22 protein-coding genes and 1 pseudogene are annotated in these 20,452 nt (G+C 45.7%); 11 read left to right on the top strand and 12 right to left on the bottom strand.

Going from position 1 to position 20,452, the window contains the following annotated elements; genetic code table 11:
• Positions 1-190: 190 nt before the first annotated feature.
• Complete coding sequence (locus RCG24_RS17685; RefSeq protein WP_308077607.1) at positions 191-1,486, bottom strand: HD domain-containing protein; 1,296 nt, start codon at positions 1,484-1,486, stop codon at positions 191-193.
• A 301-nt stretch (positions 1,487-1,787) separates the two neighbouring features.
• Positions 1,788-2,009 (bottom strand): YuzB family protein, encoded by a 222-nt coding sequence (locus RCG24_RS17680; protein ID WP_308079205.1) that lies wholly within the window; start codon positions 2,007-2,009, stop codon positions 1,788-1,790.
• 387 nt (positions 2,010-2,396) lie between these two features.
• Here RCG24_RS17680 and RCG24_RS17675 point away from each other — a divergent pair, with 387 nt between their 5' ends.
• Complete coding sequence (locus RCG24_RS17675) at positions 2,397-3,149, top strand: RsfA family transcriptional regulator (RefSeq protein WP_202654449.1); 753 nt, start codon at positions 2,397-2,399, stop codon at positions 3,147-3,149.
• Positions 3,150-3,248: 99 nt separating this feature from the next.
• On the opposite strand, the gene RCG24_RS17670 is transcribed toward RCG24_RS17675, so the two are convergent.
• Both RCG24_RS17670 and pta read right to left on the bottom strand, forming a co-directional pair.
• Positions 3,249-4,103, bottom strand: coding sequence for an octanoyl-[GcvH]:protein N-octanoyltransferase (locus RCG24_RS17670; protein WP_202654450.1), 855 nt, complete (start codon positions 4,101-4,103; stop codon positions 3,249-3,251).
• Between the two features lie 368 nt (positions 4,104-4,471).
• Positions 4,472-5,443 (bottom strand): phosphate acetyltransferase, encoded by a 972-nt coding sequence (gene pta / locus RCG24_RS17665; RefSeq protein ID WP_202654451.1) that lies wholly within the window; start codon positions 5,441-5,443, stop codon positions 4,472-4,474.
• A gap of 258 nt (positions 5,444-5,701) precedes the next feature.
• Between pta and hemQ the strand changes: the two genes are divergently transcribed.
• Positions 5,702-6,445 carry a hydrogen peroxide-dependent heme synthase gene (gene hemQ / locus RCG24_RS17660; protein ID WP_202654452.1) on the top strand — a complete coding sequence of 248 codons (744 nt, stop codon included), beginning with the start codon at positions 5,702-5,704 and terminating at the stop codon, positions 6,443-6,445.
• 269 nt (positions 6,446-6,714) lie between these two features.
• Complete coding sequence (gene gerQ, locus RCG24_RS17655; RefSeq protein WP_308077606.1) at positions 6,715-7,287, top strand: spore coat protein GerQ; 573 nt, start codon at positions 6,715-6,717, stop codon at positions 7,285-7,287.
• Positions 7,288-7,445: 158 nt separating this feature from the next.
• On the opposite strand, the gene RCG24_RS17650 is transcribed toward gerQ, so the two are convergent.
• The 3 genes from RCG24_RS17650 to RCG24_RS17640 form a co-directional block, all read right to left on the bottom strand.
• Positions 7,446-7,817, bottom strand: a complete 372-nt coding sequence (locus tag RCG24_RS17650) for a DUF423 domain-containing protein (RefSeq protein ID WP_308077605.1) — start codon at positions 7,815-7,817, stop codon at positions 7,446-7,448.
• Between the two features lie 93 nt (positions 7,818-7,910).
• A complete protein-coding gene (locus tag RCG24_RS17645; protein WP_308077604.1) occupies positions 7,911-8,168 on the bottom strand; it encodes a YwdI family protein in 258 nt (85 codons plus the stop codon).
• A 137-nt stretch (positions 8,169-8,305) separates the two neighbouring features.
• Positions 8,306-9,358 (bottom strand): NAD(P)/FAD-dependent oxidoreductase, encoded by a 1,053-nt coding sequence (locus RCG24_RS17640; protein WP_202654456.1) that lies wholly within the window; start codon positions 9,356-9,358, stop codon positions 8,306-8,308.
• A 401-nt stretch (positions 9,359-9,759) separates the two neighbouring features.
• Between RCG24_RS17640 and RCG24_RS17635 the strand changes: the two genes are divergently transcribed.
• From RCG24_RS17635 to RCG24_RS17620, 4 genes are all read left to right on the top strand, one after another.
• Entirely contained in the window at positions 9,760-10,602 is an 843-nt protein-coding gene (locus RCG24_RS17635) for an ABC transporter ATP-binding protein (RefSeq protein ID WP_202654457.1), read from the top strand.
• Positions 10,556-11,476: an iron-hydroxamate ABC transporter substrate-binding protein gene (locus RCG24_RS17630; protein ID WP_202654458.1), complete on the top strand. Its 921-nt coding sequence runs from the start codon at positions 10,556-10,558 to the stop codon at positions 11,474-11,476. The genes RCG24_RS17635 and RCG24_RS17630 overlap by 47 nt, the downstream gene beginning before the upstream one ends.
• 72 nt (positions 11,477-11,548) lie before the next feature.
• Positions 11,549-12,553, top strand: a complete 1,005-nt coding sequence (locus tag RCG24_RS17625) for a FecCD family ABC transporter permease (protein WP_202654459.1) — start codon at positions 11,549-11,551, stop codon at positions 12,551-12,553.
• Entirely contained in the window at positions 12,553-13,560 is a 1,008-nt protein-coding gene (locus RCG24_RS17620) for a FecCD family ABC transporter permease (RefSeq protein ID WP_202654460.1), read from the top strand. Before RCG24_RS17625 ends, RCG24_RS17620 begins: the two co-directional genes overlap by 1 nt.
• A 44-nt stretch (positions 13,561-13,604) precedes the next feature.
• Here RCG24_RS17620 and moaD read toward each other — a convergent pair whose 3' ends face one another.
• The 4 genes and pseudogenes from moaD to RCG24_RS17600 all read right to left on the bottom strand — a co-directional run bounded on the left by moaD (position 13,605) and on the right by RCG24_RS17600 (position 16,244).
• Positions 13,605-13,838, bottom strand: a complete 234-nt coding sequence (moaD, locus tag RCG24_RS17615) for a molybdopterin converting factor subunit 1 (RefSeq protein ID WP_202654461.1) — start codon at positions 13,836-13,838, stop codon at positions 13,605-13,607.
• Positions 13,831-14,298, bottom strand: a complete 468-nt coding sequence (locus tag RCG24_RS17610; protein WP_235888092.1) for a molybdenum cofactor biosynthesis protein MoaE — start codon at positions 14,296-14,298, stop codon at positions 13,831-13,833. Before RCG24_RS17610 ends, moaD begins: the two co-directional genes overlap by 8 nt.
• A 5-nt stretch (positions 14,299-14,303) precedes the next feature.
• Positions 14,304-14,903, bottom strand: a pseudogene (locus tag RCG24_RS17605) (molybdenum cofactor guanylyltransferase).
• A 60-nt stretch (positions 14,904-14,963) separates the two neighbouring features.
• Positions 14,964-16,244 carry an NCS2 family permease gene (locus RCG24_RS17600; RefSeq protein WP_202654463.1) on the bottom strand — a complete coding sequence of 427 codons (1,281 nt, stop codon included), beginning with the start codon at positions 16,242-16,244 and terminating at the stop codon, positions 14,964-14,966.
• A 324-nt stretch (positions 16,245-16,568) separates the two neighbouring features.
• On the opposite strand from RCG24_RS17600, the gene pdxK reads away from it, so the two are divergent.
• The 3 genes from pdxK (at position 16,569) to bshB2 (ending at position 18,608) form a co-directional block, all read left to right on the top strand.
• On the top strand, positions 16,569-17,381 hold the full coding sequence (gene pdxK, locus RCG24_RS17595; protein ID WP_202654464.1) for a pyridoxine/pyridoxal/pyridoxamine kinase: 813 nt from the start codon (positions 16,569-16,571) through the stop codon (positions 17,379-17,381).
• A gap of 136 nt (positions 17,382-17,517) precedes the next feature.
• A complete protein-coding gene (locus RCG24_RS17590) occupies positions 17,518-17,865 on the top strand; it encodes a YojF family protein (protein ID WP_202654465.1) in 348 nt (115 codons plus the stop codon).
• 71 nt (positions 17,866-17,936) lie between these two features.
• Positions 17,937-18,608, top strand: a complete 672-nt coding sequence (gene bshB2, locus RCG24_RS17585) for a bacillithiol biosynthesis deacetylase BshB2 (RefSeq protein WP_202654466.1) — start codon at positions 17,937-17,939, stop codon at positions 18,606-18,608.
• A gap of 339 nt (positions 18,609-18,947) precedes the next feature.
• On the opposite strand, the gene RCG24_RS17580 is transcribed toward bshB2, so the two are convergent.
• Positions 18,948-19,700, bottom strand: coding sequence for a Crp/Fnr family transcriptional regulator (locus tag RCG24_RS17580; protein ID WP_308077603.1), 753 nt, complete (start codon positions 19,698-19,700; stop codon positions 18,948-18,950).
• Between the two features lie 289 nt (positions 19,701-19,989).
• Between RCG24_RS17580 and RCG24_RS17575 the strand changes: the two genes are divergently transcribed.
• A complete protein-coding gene (locus RCG24_RS17575; RefSeq protein WP_202654469.1) occupies positions 19,990-20,439 on the top strand; it encodes a c-type cytochrome in 450 nt (149 codons plus the stop codon).
• Positions 20,440-20,452: the final 13 nt, after the last annotated feature.

Below are 20,452 nucleotides of genomic sequence, written 5' to 3'. Positions count from 1 at the left end.
TATTCGTCATCTCCTACTCCATCTAAACCTTATGGCAATCGCCGTCACCATTTACAATTGAAATCAATTCAGAGGAAAAAATATTCGTCAGCCTATAAAGGCGTTTGTACCGACGTATTCGAGTTATTTTTCCAAAACAAACATACCAACCCGAGTTTAACGGCCTCCGCTCATTTCCACAAACGGACCGCTATTCTAAAAGTGAACGAATTTGCTTTTTAATCTCTCCAGCCGTTGTTTCGTCAGCCAGAAAATCCGCAGGATAGTAGAGTTTGTGATCGGTCCGTCTTTTCCCGGAAATCGCATCAACAATCTCTGATTCTCGGGAAAGCTCCCGGAGTTCCCCGCTTTTCATCAATAAGTGAATCGGCAGTCGCTCTTCCTCCTCACCCGGACGGTAAAAATCATAGGGCAGGTCAGAAGAGGAGTCCACGACCAAATAATAGTCGGGATCAATCCCTGCTTGGATGAACAAGGCATTCAGCTCTGCCATTTTTTTATATTCCTTGGCCGGATCAAACTCGGCATACTTAAATAAATTCCGGTTAACAAAGCGGCGGCACAAATCGCTTAAGATCGGATCGGCCTCTTCCTGCCAAATTTGAAAATAATACATGATGACCGCTTCATCCAATTTAAGATAGTCTTCTAATGCCACGTTTTCCCGGAAAAACGAGAAAAAGTGCAATGGCTCATATTTAAACAGATAATGTTCCTTAAATAACTGCTTCGCACGGTGGAGAATTTTTGTCAAAATCACCTCGGCGCTGCGGGAGACAGGATGGAAGTACACCTGCCAATACATTTGATAGCGGCTCATGATATAATCCTCAACCGCATGCATGCCGCTCTTTTTGATGACGACCTGTTCCTCGCGCGGACGCATTACCCTTAAGATCCGCTCCATATCGAACTGACCATAGCTGACTCCGGTAAAATAAGCATCGCGCTGCAAATAATCCATACGGTCAGCATCAATTTGACTGGAAATCATGCTGACGACGAGCTTTTTCGGGGACGTCTTGGCAATCACCTCGGCGACTTTTTCCGGAAAATCAGAACCAATGTGCTGAAGCACCTTGTTTACCTCAGTGTCTCCCAAAATAATCGCTCTCGTAAAATCCTCATGATCGAAATCAAATACTTTTTCAAATGCGTGGGAAAATGGGCCATGGCCCAGGTCATGAAGCAGCGCGGCACATAAAGTGAGCAGGCGGTCATCATGATCCCATTCCGGCCGGCCGTCAAACACATCGTCAATCATCCGGCGAACAATCTCATAGACACCGAGTGAATGGGTGAAACGGCTATGTTCGGCACCATGAAAAGTTAAAAACGTTGTCCCGAGCTGTTTGATCCGCCTCAGGCGCTGAAACTCCTTTGTCCCGACTAAATCCCAAATCACTCGATCACGCACATGGACATAGCGATGAACCGGGTCCTTAAACACTTTTTCCTCACTCAACTTTTCCGTCGAATACGTCATCCGCTTCCCTCCTCCCCAAGAACATAATCCGAACTACATTAGCCCTATTATATACCAAAAAGCAGCACATTTCCGCAGGATTTTTCGACAACAACAGTGTTTCAATTTCCATTTTATGTGTCCGCGTGGGGTGGAATCGTGTCCACGGACGGTGCCTGACACCATGCGGTGACACCGTGCGATTGCATTGAAAAAGAAAAACGGAGCGGTCCAGCAAGTCATATTTTGACTTTTGGGCACTCCGTTATTGTTGTAAAGCCTTGCATATATCAATATTATTAAATTTTTGGGCAAACCTTATTTATTTTATTTTTTTGCTAACTTTCTCCATTAGTTCTTCTTCTGTGAGGGCGGCGACAGGGCGGTTATTGACGAAGGTGAAGGTCTTTTTCCGACCGGGACCGCAATATGATTGGCAGCCGATTTTGATTTCAGCATTGGGGTCGAGCTCCTTCAGACGTGGAATCAAAGTCTTTAAATTCACGGCTTGGCAATCATCACAAACGCGAAATTCATTAGCCATTTCCGACAACCCTTTCTCCAATTGGCAGCTCTAGCCCCCTGACAGACGAGTGCTTAAAGCATGACCAACAATCTATAACATTATTTTGCCCAACCGGCAGCTAAGATTTCACCAATTGAGCAAACAATGGAAAAATCACGAACGATGATCGATTAACTCCTAACGTATTTTACATTTTCTCTCTTGTCGATGCAAGCCGTACAACTTTAACGATGCCCGCCATGCTAAACAACTTTTTTAAAATTGCTATTTAAAAAATCTATTATCCTTTTAACCATATTGGTATAAAGCCTAGAAAACTTGTCCATGATAAGACTAGAACTTTTTGAACATAGCCATTATTAGGCATGTCATTCATGGGAAATTAATTTTAGGGAAATGAAACAAATGAAAGTTCGTCAAGATGCATGGACAGATGAAAACGATTTGCTATTGGCTGAAACAGTCCTAAGACATGTAAGAGAGGGCAGTACACAGCTGAATGCTTTCGAAGAGGTAGGTGACAAGCTGAACCGAACCTCTGCGGCTTGCGGCTTCAGATGGAACGCCGTCGTCCGCCACCGTTATGAAAAAGCGCTGGCATTGGCGAAAAAGCAGCGAAAACAACGGCAAAGAATTTTAGGAAAAGATCAGGGCGGCAAGAAAAAACTGCTCTACAATCCGCCAGTGACCACTCCGGAAGAGTTGGGTCCACTGCCAGTCAGCGCAGAAATCCCGGCAGTAGCTGAACCTATTGCAGAAGTGCCAGCTTCCGAGGTCCAAAACATGACCGCAGAATTGGCAATGGAATCCTATGTACAGCCGCAACCCCAAGTGTATACGCCAGCAACAGGTTTGACAATGGAGTCCGTCATCGCCTTCTTGCAAAACTTTCAACATTCCAATCTGCAAAATGAAGCATTAAAAAGTGAGAATGAAAGATTGAAGCGGGAAATGACCGATTTGAAGCGACAAAACGAGGAATTGCAGAACAAGATCAAGGGGCTCGAAGAAAATTCCGAAACCATGCAGGAAGACTACGAAACCTTAATGAAAATTATGAACCGCGCCCGCAAGCTCGTTTTATTTGAGGAAGAAGAAAGACCCGCCACCAAATTCAAAATGGACCGTAATGGGAACCTGGAAAAAGTAGCGGAATAAAGCGGATTCCAATGCTTACGTTCCATTCATCAGGGAGAAGAGAATGCGCAGCAGCTCTATTAAATAAGAAGAGGCTAGCTCTGTTAGCGGATAAACCGTTTAAGAGCCAGCCTCTTTTTGTGTTTGCATCGCCAAATAAGGTTCATTTCGCTGGACGATCCGGTGGATATATCCGGGCAAGAGCTCAAGTTCAAACTCATTTAACCCGCCGGCATAAAGCCGATCTCCATAGTGCTGCAGCTGGTTAAGCAGGCGCAGCATCATATCGCTGATGGAAAAATCACAGCGGTAAAGCTCTGACAGTGAGGCCATCACATCGGGGACGACTTCAGGGGAGAAGAACTTCGTCGCTTCATCCTTTTTCGCCCTGCGGTAAAACTCGCGGACAAGCTCGGCCCGCTTCGAGCCGCTGCCGTCGACACTGAGGTAAATCTGGACAGCTACGCCCTTTCGTAGCCGTCTTTGCGAAATCCCGGCAAACTTTTTCCCGCCGATACTCAGGTCATAGCTTCCCGGGCAATATGAGCCGTCAATCTCCCCGGCGTCAATGCGCTGCGGGAAATCAGCAAACATGCTTTTCGTAAGCGCCCACATGGCTTCATAGCCGCGGTTGATATCAATTCCTTTCTCCGCCTCCGGAAAAATCAGCGAAACATTGAGAACTCCCGCGTCTAGGACAACCGCAAGACCGCCGGAATTGCGGACGATCACCTGATACCCTTGTCCATTTAGAAATTGAATCCCTTCCTGCAAATAGGGAAGCTTCGTATCCTGGATCCCCAACACGACGGTGTTGTGATGAACCCAGGTGCGCACTGTTGCCGGTGCCTTTCCCGCCCCGACAGAGGCACACAACGTATCATCATAACCAAATGACTCCAGCGCCGGAAAAAGCGGTCCAACACCAGACTGATCAATTACCCGCCACTCCGGCTGGCGCAGCAAACCTTCCATATTGATTGCCCCTTATATGTATGTTGTAAATATTGTACCAAAGAATGTTATGAGCGCAATGAATTGTACATATTTGAAGCTCTTTTTTACAAAACCCAGCTGTTTTTTTACAAAAACCAAGCCTAATTATACGTAATCCCTAAACAATTTTTCAATAGTTGGAACATATTAGGAACTTACTTCATCAATGGGGGCAATTGTACATATTTGAAGCTCTTTTTTACAAAACCCAACTGTTTTTTTACAAAAACCAAGCCTAATTGTGCGTAATCACCCTGCAATTGTACAAAGATTAGAATAAAGTGGAAACCCTGCCCGCCAATCAAAAAAAGCCAGCCCTCCAAAAGAAGAGCTAGCTCAGAAATAGATTACAGTCCTTGGGCTGCGGTAATTAACGCCAGTTTGTATACATCCTCTTCATTACAGCCGCGGGACAGGTCGTTAACCGGGCGGTTCAAGCCTTGAAGAATCGGGCCGACAGCCTCAAATCCGCCTAAGCGCTGGGCAATTTTATAACCGATGTTGCCGGCTTCCAGGCTCGGGAAAATAAATACATTGGCATTACCCTGAATGACAGAACCGGGGGCCTTACTTTTCGCAACAGACGGAACAAAAGCGGCATCGAATTGAAATTCGCCATCAAGCACAACCGAAGGGTCCCGCCGTTTGGCTTCGGCAACAGCGGCAACGACCCGCTCGGTTTCATCCGATTTGGCCGATCCTTTTGTGGAAAAACTCAACATGGCCACGCGCGGCTCAATATCAAACATTGCTGCAGTCTTCGCGCTCTCTAAGGCAATTTCCGCTAAATCATTGCTGTCCGGAGCAATATTAATCGCACAGTCGGCAAAGACATATTTTTCATCGCCGCGCACCATAATGAACACGCCGGACGTTTTCTTGACGCCTTCCTTTGTCTTGATAATCTGCAGTGCAGGACGGACGGTATCAGCAGTGGAATGGGTGGCGCCGCTGACAAGCCCGTCGGCTTTATTACGATAGACAAGCATCGTCCCAAAGTAATTGACATCGAGTAAAATCTTACGGGCATCTTCTTCCGTGGCCTTGCCTTTGCGGCGCTCGACAAACGCGGCGACAAGTTCATCCATCCCCGCGTAATGAGCAGGGTCATAAATTTCCGCCGCATCCAAAGAGACGCCCAGTTCAGCAGCCTTTGCCTGCACCTCGTCAATATTCCCCAGCAAAACCGGTGTTACCAGTTTTTCCGCTGCTAACCGGCCCGCCGCTGTTAAAACCCGTTCATCCAAACTCTCCGGAAAGACGATTTTTAACTCGCGACCGGCAAGTTTATTCTTTAAGCCAGTAAATAAATCACTCACTAATCAAAACCTCCCATTTTAAAAAAAAGCTCTTCTTTTAGAATACTTTACCAGAACAATTTTTCAACCTATGCAATTCGAAGATAACGTTTTCAGGCAATAGTTTTTTTAAAAAATTACGCTCTCAGTTTTAAGATGCGCGTTTATTGATAAAAATATCCAACCTCGCTAATTTAAGGTTTTATTAAAGCACCTGTGGGTCAAACTATGGTATAGTAATGATGATCTAAGAATAATGATTATATAGGAGTGAGTTTAATGAGCGAAGCAGCACAAACACTTGATGGCTGGTACTGCCTGCATGATTTCCGTTCTGTCGACTGGACCGCCTGGAAAATGCTTTCAAGTGACGAACGGCAAGCCGCCATCGATGAGTTTCTAGGTCTCGTTGAAAAATGGAACACGGCTCAAGAGCGCAAGGAAGGCAGCCATGCCCTCTACACGATCGTCGGCCAAAAAGCCGATTTTATGATGATGATCCTTCGCCCGACGATGGAAGAGTTAAATGAAATTGAAACCGAATTTAATAAAACAAAACTGGCAGAATACACCATTCCTGCTTTTTCTTATGTATCCGTGGTCGAACTCAGCAATTATTTGCCATCTGATGAGGATCCATACCAAAATCCACAGGTGCAGGCACGGCTTTATCCTATTTTGCCGAAAGCGAAGCATGTTTGCTTCTATCCAATGGACAAGCGCCGCCAAGGCAATGACAACTGGTACATGCTGCCGATGGAGGAGCGCCGCGAGTTAATGCGGAGCCACGGCATGATCGGTCGTAAATATGCCGGACTGGTGAAACAAATTATTACCGGCTCTGTCGGCTTTGATGATTATGAGTGGGGCGTTACCTTATTTGCCGATGATGTCCTCCAGTTTAAAAAACTTGTCTATGAAATGCGTTTTGATGAAGTGAGTGCCCGTTATGGCGAATTTGGCGCGTTCTTTGTCGGAAATATTTTAGCAGAAGAACGCGTGCCGCAATTCCTTCAGGTATAAAAATAATCAGAGCGCTTTTTGAAAAAAGTGTTGACTGCGTTTGCCCGGTTAGCTCTTTGCTTTACAGCTTCCAGCCCTGTTTGGAAGCTTTTTTACTTTACCTCCTATTTACAAGTCATATCTCACTGTTTTTTCTCATACTATAAAACAGCGAGTCTATAAACGTATCTCGGGAAATGCTTGACCCTTTATGTATCCATTCAGGGTTGATCGAGTATGTATAGAATGTTAGGCAAATTGGTACATTTTATTTTTTAGGAGGGAAACAAATGAACCAATATTACAATCCTCAAGGCTTCCAGCCGTATACCGGGGCAGCTGGACAGCAGGGAGCACAGCCAATCGCTGGCGGCGGCCAAGGTCAGGCGTTTTTTCCAGTACAGCCGCATCCGCAATTTCCGCCGACCAGTTCAGGCACTATGCCCACGCCGCCATCCGCCACTGCGGGGTCAGCGATACCGGGCATGCTGCCAATTGAACAGTCATATATCGAAAATATTTTACGACTGAACAAGGGAAAATTAGTCAGTGTGTTTGCTACCTTTGAAGGCAACCCCCAATGGAATGCCAAAGAATTTAGGGGCATTATCGAGGCTGCCGGCAGGGATCATGTAATTCTAAGCGATCCGCAGGTAGGAACCCGCTACTTGATTCCGATGGTTGCCGTCGACTACATCACCTTTGCCGAAGAAATTGAATACGAGTATCCATTTGGAGCCGGGCCCTCATTAGCAACTTTCCCCCGCGTTAACAGCAAAGCAGCAGTGCCCAGTCTCAAACTCCTTCCGGGGCACATAAACTCGTCGAAAGGCGAGTCCGTTAGGGCGGTTCATGAGGCGTAGTTAAACTTATGCCTACCATGAAAGTATAGCTATTTTCATTCTTTGTGGTGCAACACTGATTTTGCGCTGCATGGTGGACTGATAGGAAAGTTTTTATGCTTTCCTATCAGCCAAAAAAGGCATCGGGATCACTCACACCCAATGCCTTTTTGCCATGATTAAAAATTTTTCACTGCACCGATCATCATTAACACCCAACCAATCAAAAAGCAGACGCCGCCAATCGGAGTGATTGCTCCCAGCGGTCCTATATTCGTTAAAGTTAACAGATACAAGCTGCCGCTAAAGAAGATAATCCCGACAAACATCAACCAACCTGACCAAGTAAATAAGGAGCTTGCCGGTACCTTTCCCAGCAGTAATCCGACAACCAGAATACCTGCAGCATGAAACATTTGATACTGAACCCCTGTTTTCCAAATGTCTAAATAGTAGGCATCAACCTTTCCCTTCAGCCCATGAGCACCAAAGGCCCCAAGCGCCACCGCCAAAAAGGCATTCAAAGCGCCAATTACAATAAAAGCTTTCATCCTGTCCCCCCTGTTCCATCCAATATGCTTCCTGTTGCAAACAAAGAACGCCAACTGCGGCGCAACTCTGCTTGTCAACACTTTAAGCATTGGTTAAAAATCAAACAACGAATCCCCGTTTGCTTCATCATCCAATTCCAGTTTTTTCGGCTGTGAGCTGGATTTCGGCTGCGGCCGCTGCCTTAGAGGCTCCATCACTGCTCCACCAGCCTGGACTTCGTCCAGAATAAGCTCAGATAATATTTTAATCGAGTAAACCTTTTCCCGCAAGCTTTCTGGTTTCTGAGCCATTTTCGCCTGCTGCAGCTCCGCTTCCATCTTTGTCAACAACTTTTGTACTGATATATTCACGAGCGCCACCTCTAGCATTCAATCTCGATTCTATTTTACAAGAGTATCGCCGTTTTTTCGAAAAATTAGACTTTTCGACAAGTTTCCCTTAGGTAGCATGGAAGATGTCGCTGCCTCCTGTTTCCTATTACTGATGATCATCCCTTCATCATCTGCTGCAGCAAAACCCGATTACGCTTTTTCAAGCCTTCATGGTGTGAGGAAACGACAGCAGTTTTCTCGGCATCCGGCTGGATCCATTGCTTGGCTTTATTAACAGCATTGGCGGCATCCTGGAAAGCCCCGGCAATTAACTGCAATTTTCCTTCGTACATCAATATATCCCCGGCTGCGTACAAACCGCCGATAGAGGTTTCGCTAACAGCATTTCCGGCAATGTAAAAGTCATCCACCATCTCAATGTCCAATTCACTATTTTTCACAAGCGAAGCATCAATCTCATAACCGTGATTGACAATGACTTCGTCGATTGGCAAGCTGAAGACTTCACCGGTTTCATGATTCGTCAACTCGACACTAACAATTTTTGTACCGTCCGAACTTACATCAAGCTTTGTCATTGTCGTTTGAAACAGGCAAACTGCCGTACCGTTCAGCAGCTTGGTTGCACTGGCCTCATGCCCTTTTAAAGCATCTTTCCGGTAGATTACATATACTACCTTGGCAATCGATTCCAATTCATTTGCCCAATCAATCGCGGTATTGCCGCCGCCGGAAATCACCACTGCTTTGTCCTTGAAATGGGTTAAAGACTTCACCGTGTAATGTAAGTTGGACACTTCCAACTGCTCAGTGCCATCTATTTCCAATCTTTTCGGCCTCAAAATACCGCTTCCAATCGCGATGATAACTGTTTTTGAGTAATGTTTTTTTCCGGAAGCTGTCTGCACGACAAAAATATGTTCTCCCTCGCTTGAAATCTTCTCGACCTTTTCATTCAAGACCACTGTAGGGTTAAACGTTAGTCCCTGTTTCACTAGCTGCTCCATTAGTTTGGCCCCTGGAATCGGAGTCTGTCCGCCAACATCCCAGATAATTTTTTCGGGATAGACATGCAATTTCCCGCCTAATTGCGGCTGGTACTCAATGATCTTTGTCTTCATCTCCCGCAGCCCGCTGTAAAAGGCGGAGTACAATCCTGCAGGGCCTCCCCCGATAATGGTCACATCAAACAATTCTTTCCGATCCATTTTCGCCCACTCCTTCGCAGCTTATGTAATTGATTATCATTCTCAAATAAATATACCCTGATCCTTCTTAGTTTTCAATAAAAACGGAAGAACATTCAAATAATAAGATAAGCGCAAGCGACTTCGGAACAAGCACAGCCAGTTCCTGCGAAGCTTATTCTCTTTGAAGTCTTCCTTAGTCATCGCCGTCCAAACTCCTCGAAAAAGCTATCGCTTTCCTTCGTTCGATGTCTGTACTGGCGAAGCTTCCTTGTCGAGCTAGACAATTCTCTAACTCGAAAGTTATCCATTCTTATTCTTTTAAAAAAACGGATTGACATTCAAATTAAGAGTGTTTATAGTTTTAATTAACGATATTGATAATCATTATCAATTACAGTGTGCTGAACGGAGGTCAGGCAATGGTTCGCCTATATACAAAAGGATTACATATTGGTTATGGAGAACGGCTGATTGTAAAAAATCTCAATGTAGAAATCCCCGATCGCAAAATTACAACCATTATTGGGGCCAATGGCTCCGGAAAGTCCACATTACTGAAGGCGATTACCAGAATTGTACCGCAACAGTCCGGAACGGTTGTGCTTGATGGAAAGGACATTCTCAAGGAAAACACGAAAATTCTCGCCCAAAAAATGGCGATTCTCCCACAAACGCCGGAAAGTGCCAGCGGCTTAACTGTCGGTGAGCTGGTCTCATACGGCCGCTTCCCTTACCAAAAGGGGTTGGGCCGCTTAACGAAAAAAGACATCGAGGTGATTGACTGGGCACTTGAAGTCACGGGGACGAGCGACTTCAAGTACCGCTCCGTCGATTCTCTATCTGGGGGCCAGCGCCAGAGAGGATGGATTGCCATGGCTCTAGCACAGGAAACCGAGATTATTTTTCTCGATGAACCAACAACCTATTTGGACATGGCCCACCAGCTGGAGGTCCTTGAACTTTTGCAAAAGTTGAACATCGAACAGGAACGGACGATTGTTATGGTGCTTCACGATTTAAATCAGGCAGCCCGCTTTGCTGACTACATGATTGCCTTAAAAGACGGACAAATTGTCAAGGCCGGTGACTGTGAGGAAGTCATGACCCATGACGTCTTGAGAAAAGTATTCCAAATTGACGCCCATATTGGCAGAGACCCAAGGACAAACAAACCAATGTGCATTACTTACAATCTTTTAAAAGGAGATAATCAAAATGAAAAAATGGCTATTCCCCTTTCTTCTATTGGTGCTTATCGTTAGTGCCTGCAGTAATAATTCTGTCGAAAAAAAGGAAAACGCAAAGAATAACGGCAAAGACTCTGAAACGATTACCTATCAATCCGAAAATGGACCCATTAAAGTTCCGGCACATCCAAAGCGGGTGGTTGTGCTTTCAGCTTTCGCCGGAAATGTGCTTAAACTGGGAGTAAATGTAGTCGGCACTGATAGCTGGTCTAAGAACAGCCCGATTTTAAAGGATGAACTAAAACATGCCGCTGAAATTTCCGAAGATAATATTGAAAAAATTATTGAACTAAAACCTGATTTAATCATCGGACTATCCACTGCTAAAAACCTGGATAAATTTAAGCAAATTGCACCAACTGTAACCTATACATGGGGAAAGGTAGATTATCTGACACAGCATGTGGAAATTGGCAAACTGTTAAATAAGGAAAAAGAAGCGCGGGGCTGGGTCGATGACTTCAAAAAACGGGCGCAAACCACAGGCGCTGAAATCCGCGCCAAAATCGGAGAAAATGCAACCGTCTCTGTGATCGAAGCCTATGATAAAAGCCTTTACGTATATGGTAATAACTGGGCGCGCGGGACGGAAATCTTATACCAGGCCATGAAACTGAAAATGCCAGAGAAAGTTAAGCAAATGGCGCTGAAATCAGGCTATTATACGCTTTCGGCTGAGGTACTGCCGGAATATGCCGGAGATTATGTCATTCTAAGCAAATATGCAGATGCTGATACTTCCTTCCAAAAAACAGAATCATATAAAAACATTCCGGCTGTGAAGAACCATCATGTATTCGAAATGGTTGGAAACGGCGCTTCTCTCAATGACCCGCTTACACTTGAGGAGCAATTGAAATTTTTCCAACATTCCTTTTTAGGAAAATAATCAGCCAAAGAGGGATTCTAATCGTTAGAATTCCTCTTCCCATTATCCTGCGAAAGAAAAAATGAGAGACTAATGACAAAAGAAGAACAAGCTTCCATTCCTTTTATCGTAAAAATAGCCACCAGTCTGGTTGTTTTTGTCACCATGTTTATAGTTGCCTGTGTTTTGGGAGCGGCTGACACATCCCTGAAAGACGTTTGGCAGGCTATAACATTGGACGCAAAAACCGATACAGTATTGATGCTGCGTGAAATTCGCTTCCCACGGGAAACAGGAGCGGTTTTTGTTGGGGCTGCCCTCGCTGTTGCGGGAGCAATTATGCAAGGCCTGACGAGAAATCCACTTGCGGACCCGGGACTGCTCGGATTAACAGCAGGGGCCAATGCCGCACTGGCAATTACCCTTGCTTTTCTCCCTAATGCCAATTATTTTACGATTACGATTGCCTGCTTTATCGGGGCAGCAATCGGAACACTCATGGTTTTTGGGATTGGCGCCGCCAAAAAAGGTGGCTTTTCGCCGCTCCGGATTGTCTTGGCAGGGGCGGCTGTTTCTGCCTTCCTATACGCTATCGCGGACGGGGTCGGTCTTTATTTTAAACTGTCCAAAAATGTCTCGATGTGGACCGCCGGAGGATTAATCGGAACTTCATGGCCCCAGCTCCAAATCATTGTTCCGCTTATTGTGATCGGAATTTTGCTTGCACTGATTCTTTCCAGGCAGCTGACCATTTTAAGTTTAAGTGAAGAGGTAGCTGTCGGACTGGGGCAAAATACAGCAAGAATCAAGGGAATTCTGTTCATCGTGATTGTTCTGCTGGCTGGGGCATCAGTGGCCCTTGTCGGCAATATGGCTTTTATTGGTTTAATGGTGCCGCATATCGTCCGGGCGATGGTGGGAACCGATTATCGTTTTATTATTCCGATGTCGGCTATGACAGGTGCTAGTTTCATGCTATTAGCCGATACATTGGGCCGGACGATTCATTCACCGTATGAAACACCGGTGGCGGCCATTGTCGCTGTGATGGGGCTTCCTTTCTTTTTATTCATTGTGCGGAAGGGAGGCAGTTTCTAATGATTCACCCTGCCTTACGAAGAAAACAACGAATCCTTTTCAGTCTTTTTCTCGGAATGATTGTCGTCACCATCATCATTGGAATGGGGCTGGGTTATTCTTCTCTATCTTATGACAGACTGATTCCAACGCTTTTCGGCCATGGTACATTTCAAGAGGAGTTTGTATTATTTTCCATCCGCTTGCCGCGAATGGTGGTGACCTTACTGGCGGGGATGGCCTTAGCTTTATCGGGTGCGATTTTACAGGGCATTACCCGCAATGATTTGGCGGACCCCGGTATTATTGGCATTAATGCTGGTGCCGGTGTGGCTATTGCCGTGTTCTTCTTGTTTTTTCCGATTGAGACCGGATCCTTTACCTATCTCCTTCCGATTTGTGCCTTTTTCGGTGCGCTTTTGACTGCTGGTCTTATCTATCTGTTTTCTTATCATAGAAACACCGGTTTGGACCCGGTAAGACTAGTTCTCGTTGGGATTGGTTTTTCCATGGCGCTCTCCGGGGCAATGATTGTCCTGATTTCCTCCGCTGAGCGGGAAAAAGTGGATTTTATTGCCAAATGGCTAACAGGGAATATTTGGGGGGCAGATTGGCCATTTATTGGGGCATTGCTTCCATGGTTAGCGATATTAATCCCCATTACGTTGTACAAAGCCAATCGCTTGAATCTTCTTAGTCTTGGTGAACCCGTGGCAATCGGTGTCGGTGTGTCGGTGGAAAGAGAGCGGATCACCCTGCTGTTAATCGCGGTGGCCCTGGCTGCTGCCGCCGTTTCTGTTACCGGAAGCATCTCCTTTATTGGACTAATCGCACCGCATATAGCAAAGGCTCTGGTTGGTCCAAGAAATCAACTATTTATCCCGCTTGCCATCTTAATCGGCGGCTGGTTCTTATTAATTGCGGACACTATCGGGCATAATCTGATTGAGCCAAACGGCATTTCCGCCGGAATTATGGTTGCCTTTATTGGAGCCCCCTACTTTGTCTATCTATTATTGAAAAAATAAACATGAACGGGTCAGATCCATATAAGTTTATACGGACTGACCCTTTAGCCCCCGCTGACAGGTGGGATCAACGCGATCTCATCGCCATCGCGGATCACTTCATCATTGGGAGCAAACTCTTCATTCATCGCCGTCATCACCGTCTCCAGTCTGGGGAGATCGTACTTTGCCGCCAATTCTGCCTTCAGCTCCGCGACAGTTTTGCCGCTCGCATCGACCATTATAAACTCCTCGCCGACCACATCGCGTAAGTGGGCGAAAAATAGCACTTTATTCATCGAAATCACCTGCCTCTGGTTTTCCGCTCGGATAAGCGGCCGTTTCCAACTGATTGCCGACCCACTCTTCGCCGTTCTCCCAGTGTTCTTTTTTCCAAATTGGAACAATTTCCTTTATCCGTTCGATTGCATAGCGGTTGGCCTCATAAGCATCCGCACGATGTGGGGTGGACACGGCAATGACCACCGCCACATCGGTAATATCAAGGCGACCAATCCGATGGGTAATCGCCGCCTTGGCTCCCGACCAGCGCTGCTCAATCTCGGCACCAATTTGGGCAAGCTTTTTCACTGCCATAGCTTCATAGGCTTGATACTCCAAAAATAATGTTTTCTTTCCACCGGTTAATTCCCGGACGGTTCCGATAAAGGTCGTAATCGCCCCTGCTTCCCGCCGGACTACCTTGTCTATCACCGCCTGAATGTTAATCGGTTCCTTTGAAATTTCATAAAACGTCAATGATTTCACCTCTTTAAGCCCAGCTTTTTAGCAGCCTCATAGTCTTGGGGTTCATTCATATTGAAAAAAAACCGCTCTAAATCTACATTAGCAAAGTCAGCCAGATCTTTTTCAGTTACGTAATGGACTACTAAGCGGTCAAGCAAGTAGTTCATGCTTCGTTTCCCGTGCTCAATACATTTCGCTGCATTATCAGCAATTTCCTTTTTATAAACAGCAAATAATGGTTGGGGCTTGCCGTTGATAACCGGGACCACCGCATCACCGCCACGGTATTGCTCGACCAGCAACCTGCTAAGCTTGGCCGAGACAAACGGCATATCGCAGGCAACAACAAGATTTACCTTACGGGCACTCGCCTTTAAGCCCGCATGAAGTCCAGCAAGCGGCCCCATACCAGGATAATCATCGCTGACCATTTTTATGCCAAGAAACTCATATGCCTTTGGATCGTTTGTTACCAGAATGATATCATGAAAGCTATTTCGCAGTTAATCTCTAATTCTCTCAACATTCATTTTATCATTTATTTTTAAAAGGGCCTTATTGGTCCCCATCCTGCTAGACTTCCCACCCGCTAAAATAATGGCAGCAGCCTCGTTCATAGCCACACCTTCCTTCTTTTGGTGTCAGGCACCATGTGAAAAATTCACATACCGGCACCCTTAACCAAAGATAAAATAAAGCAGAAATAATAAAGCGATGATATACATGGCTGGTGTTGTTTCGTCTTGGCGGCTGGTGGCCCATTTGACGATGGGATAGGCGATGAAGCCAAATGCGATTCCGTTGGCAATGCTAAAGGTCAGCGGCATGAGGACGATCATCAGGTAGGCCGGGAAAGCCTCAGTAAAGTCATCCAGCGGTACTTCCTTTAAACTTTGAATCATCATACAGCCTACAATGATGAAAACCGGTGCAATCGCGGCATTGGGAATAATCTTAAATAACGGAATCAAGAACAGCGCCGGGATAAATAACAAGCCAGCCGTCAGAGATGTCAATCCGGTTTTTCCCCCGGAAGCGATTCCCGTTGCTGATTCGGCAGCCGTCGTCGTTGGACTTGAGCCGAACAGCCCGGCAGCGAGAACGGATATCGCATTCGCCTGAAACGCTTTCCGGAACTTTTCCTTATCCGGCAGCATCCCCAGCTGTGCTCCCATATTTTCAAAAATAATCACCATTGACAGCGCAAATACCGCCGTCCAAAAATCGACCGAGCTAATCCCGCTGAAATCCAAGGCTAGGAACACTTCCCGGTAGCTGCTAAAAGAAATACTAAAATCACGCAGCTGAGAAAAGTCGACAATACCAAACATCGCACCAATGGCCGTACCAACGATCATCGCAATTAAAAAGTTCCCCTTTACATTGCGCAAAAACAGCGGCAGCAAAACGGCCAAGGTCAAAATCGTTGTCAACGTATGGGGATCATGTAAGTTTCCTAAGGTAACAAACGTCCCTTTACTGGCTATAATCAAGCCGCCATTTTTCAATCCAAGAAAAGCAATAAAAAAACCAATCCCTGCTGTAATCGCATGCACCATCGACTTAGGAATCGCGGCAGCTAAATAGACCGCTCCCTTTGTCATCGCCGTCATCGAAAACACAATGCCGGCCAGAAAAACGGCCGCAAGCGCCTGCTGCCATGAGAGTCCAAAAGCTAACACAAGCGTGTAAACGAAAAAGGCGTTATCACCCATTCCCGGAATGATGATCAGCGGTGAATTCGCCCAAAGTGCCATCAACAGACAGCCTAAACAGGCACAGATGACCGTTGCAATCGTAACCGCCTCATACGGCATCCCGGCCGTTCGCAAAATCACTCCATTAATAACAATAATATAGGCAACCGTCATAAACGAAGTTAATCCGGCAATGACCTCCGTCCGTATTGTGGTATTCTCCGCTGGAAGCCGGAATACCTTCTGCCAATATTGATTCAACTGAATATCTCTCCTTTGGAGGCAACAACCAATAGTAGGGGATCAGGATAGCCTCCCTTCATTCTCGCTCTCCTATCATTATAAAATTTATCCCACCTTAACGGGCAGTAAGACCCCCACATCGATAGTCCAAGTCTACAAGAAATCTAGGTGGGGGATCAACTGCCCGTAAAGGTCCGATTAGTTCAACTAACCACCAGTGGGGGGATGAAGAACCCCCACACTGATGGAAGTTTCACTTTATCATGCATCATTTCTGTTAATTTTTTTCAAATGATTTATAATAAAAATGAATTGAAGCAGATTTTCAGGAGGTTTTACATAATGGCGATTAAAAAAGTATTGACCATTGCCGGCTCGGATACCAGCGGTGGCGCCGGACAGCAGGCAGATTTAAAAACATTCCAGGAGCTGGGCGTTTATGGAATGACCGCCCTGACATGTATCGTGACGATGGATCCAAACGGCTGGCATCATCGTGTTGATCCAATTGCTGTCGACCTAGTTGAAAAACAACTGGAAACGGTCCTCTCAGTTGGCATTGACGGTATGAAGACGGGCATGCTTGGAACGGTGGATATCATCGAACTGGTGGCCAGAAAAATGGATGAGCACAAATTAGAGCGCGTCGTCATTGACCCTGTAATGGTATGTAAAGGCGAAGACGAAGTGCTCAATCCGGAAACGGCTGACGCCATGCGTGAACTGCTCGTCCCACGGGCTTTAGTGGTAACTCCAAACCTGTTTGAATCAGGTCAGCTTGCCGGAATGAAAACACCGAAAACATTGGATGAAATGAAGCAGGCGGCTGCGAAAATCCACGATTTAGGGGCCAAAAATGTTCTCATCAAAGGCGGCAGCAAGCTGCAAACAGAGGAAAAATCACTTGACCTTCTATATGATGGAAAAGAATTCAAAGTATATGAATCAGACAAAATCGACACAACCTATACCCATGGTGCCGGCTGTACCAATTCAGCGGCGATTGCAGCGGAACTTGCTAAAGGGAAATCAGTCAACGAGGCTGTGCAAGTTTCCAAAGACTTTGTCTCTGCCGCGATCTCGCAAGGCTTCCGCTTAAATCAATACGTCGGTCCTACCTGGCATGGCGCTTATCGCAGCGGATTAACTAAGTAATGATATAAACGGTGTCCCTTTTCTAAGGGCGCCTTTTTTCTTCCACCAAAGCATTGATTTCGCATTTTCTTATTAATTTTAGTATGATAATTACATTATAAATTTTAACTGTTGTAAAGGGAAGGAGGAGCGGAAAATGGAAGTTGTTGACGTGAATCGCGTGCAGGAAGCGATTAACCAACTAGCCAACAAAGATGTCTATATCCATCTGGAAACAACAAATGGTGCCTATGCATCCCACTATGATCAAACCTTTTTTTCCGCCGGCGCCTATATCCGTAATGCCCTTGTCCGCTATGAAATAGGTAAGATCACCGGCGACGGTCCTTACCGGGTCGGTCTAAAAATTAACCTTGGCTGGGTCTACGCTGAAGGGATTACCCATTTTGAAATGGATCCACAAGGAAGACTGCTACTCGCCGGCCACGATTATAAAGGCAAGCTGGCCGTTGCCCTGGAAATCAGCACGACGCCGTTTGACTAAACTCATAAAGGTATCAGTTCCACTTGAAAAATGGCTCAACTCTGTTTGAATCACCGGAAAGGAGAATGGTTATGAAAAAAGAACGCCATGTCCTCGTCGTGTTCCCACACCCGGATGATGAAGCCTTCGGGGTATCTGGAACAATTGCGACTCATATAAAAAATGGCACACCGGTCACCTACGCCTGCTTAACCCTAGGCGAAATGGGACGTAATATGGGGAATCCTCCATTTACGAACCGGGAGGAACTGCCGAAAATCAGGAAAAAAGAATTAATGGAAGCAGCCCGCACATTAGGAATTCAAGACCTGAGGATGATGGGCCTTCGCGATAAAACCATTGAATTTGAAGACGACGATAAAATGACCAATTTGATTTCCTCGTTAATCGAGGAACTGAATCCATCACTGGTTATTACCTTTTATCCCGGCTATGCTGTTCACCCTGACCACAATGCCACTGGGGCGGCCGTCATCCGCGCGGTGGAAAAAATGCCCGCTGCCGCAAGGCCGACCGTACACTGTGTTGCATTCTCCAACGATTGTGTCGAAAAGCTTGGAGAAGCTGATATTATCAATAACATAACACCGGTGAATGAACTGAAGCTGGCCGCGATCAAGGCGCACCGCTCACAGACCGAGGCAACGCTCGCTGACATGGAGGAAAAATTGAAAAATCAGGATCCACAAGTGATGGTCTGGCTCAACAATGAGCGGTTCTGGACCTATAAATTTGATAAGTGAAAACTCGCCGACTGACGATTCCGTAAGGACGGATCATGAGGCGCAGTTGAACTTATGCTTTCCCATTAGTCCATCATGCAGCGCAAAGAATGAAAATAGTTATACTTTCATGGTAGTTAAAAAATGACGCGTGCCGATTTCGCACACGTCATTTTTTCTTCGCTATAGAAAGGTATCTTCACTAATTTTGGCGATATCTACACTGTTTGTGACGATATCTACACTATTTGACCAGATAGCTACACTTTTTGTGACAATATCTACACTTTCTGGCCAGATATCTACACTTTTGCAGCGGATAGTTACAATCCACTGTTCCAGCCGTCGCAACAAATTACCTCAATACCCGTGATGCGCCAATGTGCACAGCTTGCACCAGTCGAGGATGACAATTTTTCGTGATTTCATCTCAATCAATTCATCCTTGCGCAGCTTCGAAAATACGCGGCTGACGCTTTCCCGGGTCGTCCCCACCACCGTTGCAAACTCCTGGACCGTCAAGGGGATTTCAATCCCCCAGCGCTTCCCGTCAGTATTAAATTTAGCCCCTAAGCGCTGCAGCGTTTTCACCGTTTTCGCATACACATCGAGCAAGGCCACATCGCGCAGCTGTCCGGTCATTTCCCTTAAGGCATCGCTCATATAGCGGACCAGTTGCAGCGCCAGTTCCGGATAATCAGCAAGATCTTTCTCCAGCTCCTGCTTGTCCAAAAACAAAATCTTACCGTTCTCCAGCATCGTTGCCGTGGCCGGATAGCACTCAGCATTATTGGTAAACAGACAGGCCTCGGCAAAAATGTCGCCCTGCTGCTTCATACAAACAATAATTTCATTGCCGTTTTCATCCCGCTTCGTCAGCTTGACCGCTCCGGAAAAAATGAAATAAACCCCTTTTGCCACTTCATCCTCGGCAATAATCTGCGTTCCCTTTTTGAACTCAAAGGTTTGAATCCGCCTTTCAATGACCGCAAGCGAAGCAGCTGATAACTCTTTAAAAATTACAATCTTGCGCAGCAAATCCGCTTTATTCAGCTCCCGATAAACTGCCAAATTCTCGTCCTGCAAGTAGTTGATTTGGACCAAAATTGCCACCACCTTTTCAAAAGAAATCCTCATTATCACTAAAACACTTTAGATTAGCCTCTATTATAATGACCTGTCTCCAAAAATGAGTGACATAGCTCACAAAAAGGAATCCTCCCTACATAAATATACATTTCAAAAAAAGTTCATTTTTTCAAACCAGCTTTGTTAATAATTTTTTCATAGCCCCTTCACAAAATTTTCATAAATACCAGAACTAGTGTGATTCCCATCACACTTCACCGGAATAGCGAAGTCTAGGATGAAAATGTTCATACCTAGAAAAGGAGGGGAAAAGGTGAAAAAATCAATTATTAGTTTTGTGATTAGTTTAGTCATTGGCTTTGGGCTTGGCTACCTCGTCTTTGATGTCCTGATTGGGAACTCCAGTCATGAAGCACAGACAGCACAAACCGGTCCAAAAGACAAAGCAGCCACAACTGAAAAAAGCAGCACCTCGACGGAACCAGCCGCCAAAACCGTTGCCGCTGACGAGGACAACATCCTAAATAAAAAGGGCTGCCTAGGCTGTCACAGCGTGGAATCCCTTAATCTACAAGGCGGGCAAGTAGGTCCCGACCTATCCAAGGCTTATGTCAATGTGGAAGGGAAACACGGCAAGCCGATTGAAGAATTCCTGAAAAAACCAACTACAGAGGTGATGTCAGGAGTTATCGGCAAAAATCCATTAACCGACCAAGAACGCAAGCAAGTATTGGAATTACTGAAAAAAGCATCTGAAAAATAATACAAAGAGAGGT

The sequence above is a fragment of the Neobacillus sp. OS1-32 genome, from assembly GCF_030915425.1.
GTDB lineage: Bacteria > Bacillota > Bacilli > Bacillales > Cytobacillaceae > Neobacillus > Neobacillus paridis.
This window is presented reverse-complemented; position numbering and strand designations above follow the sequence as displayed.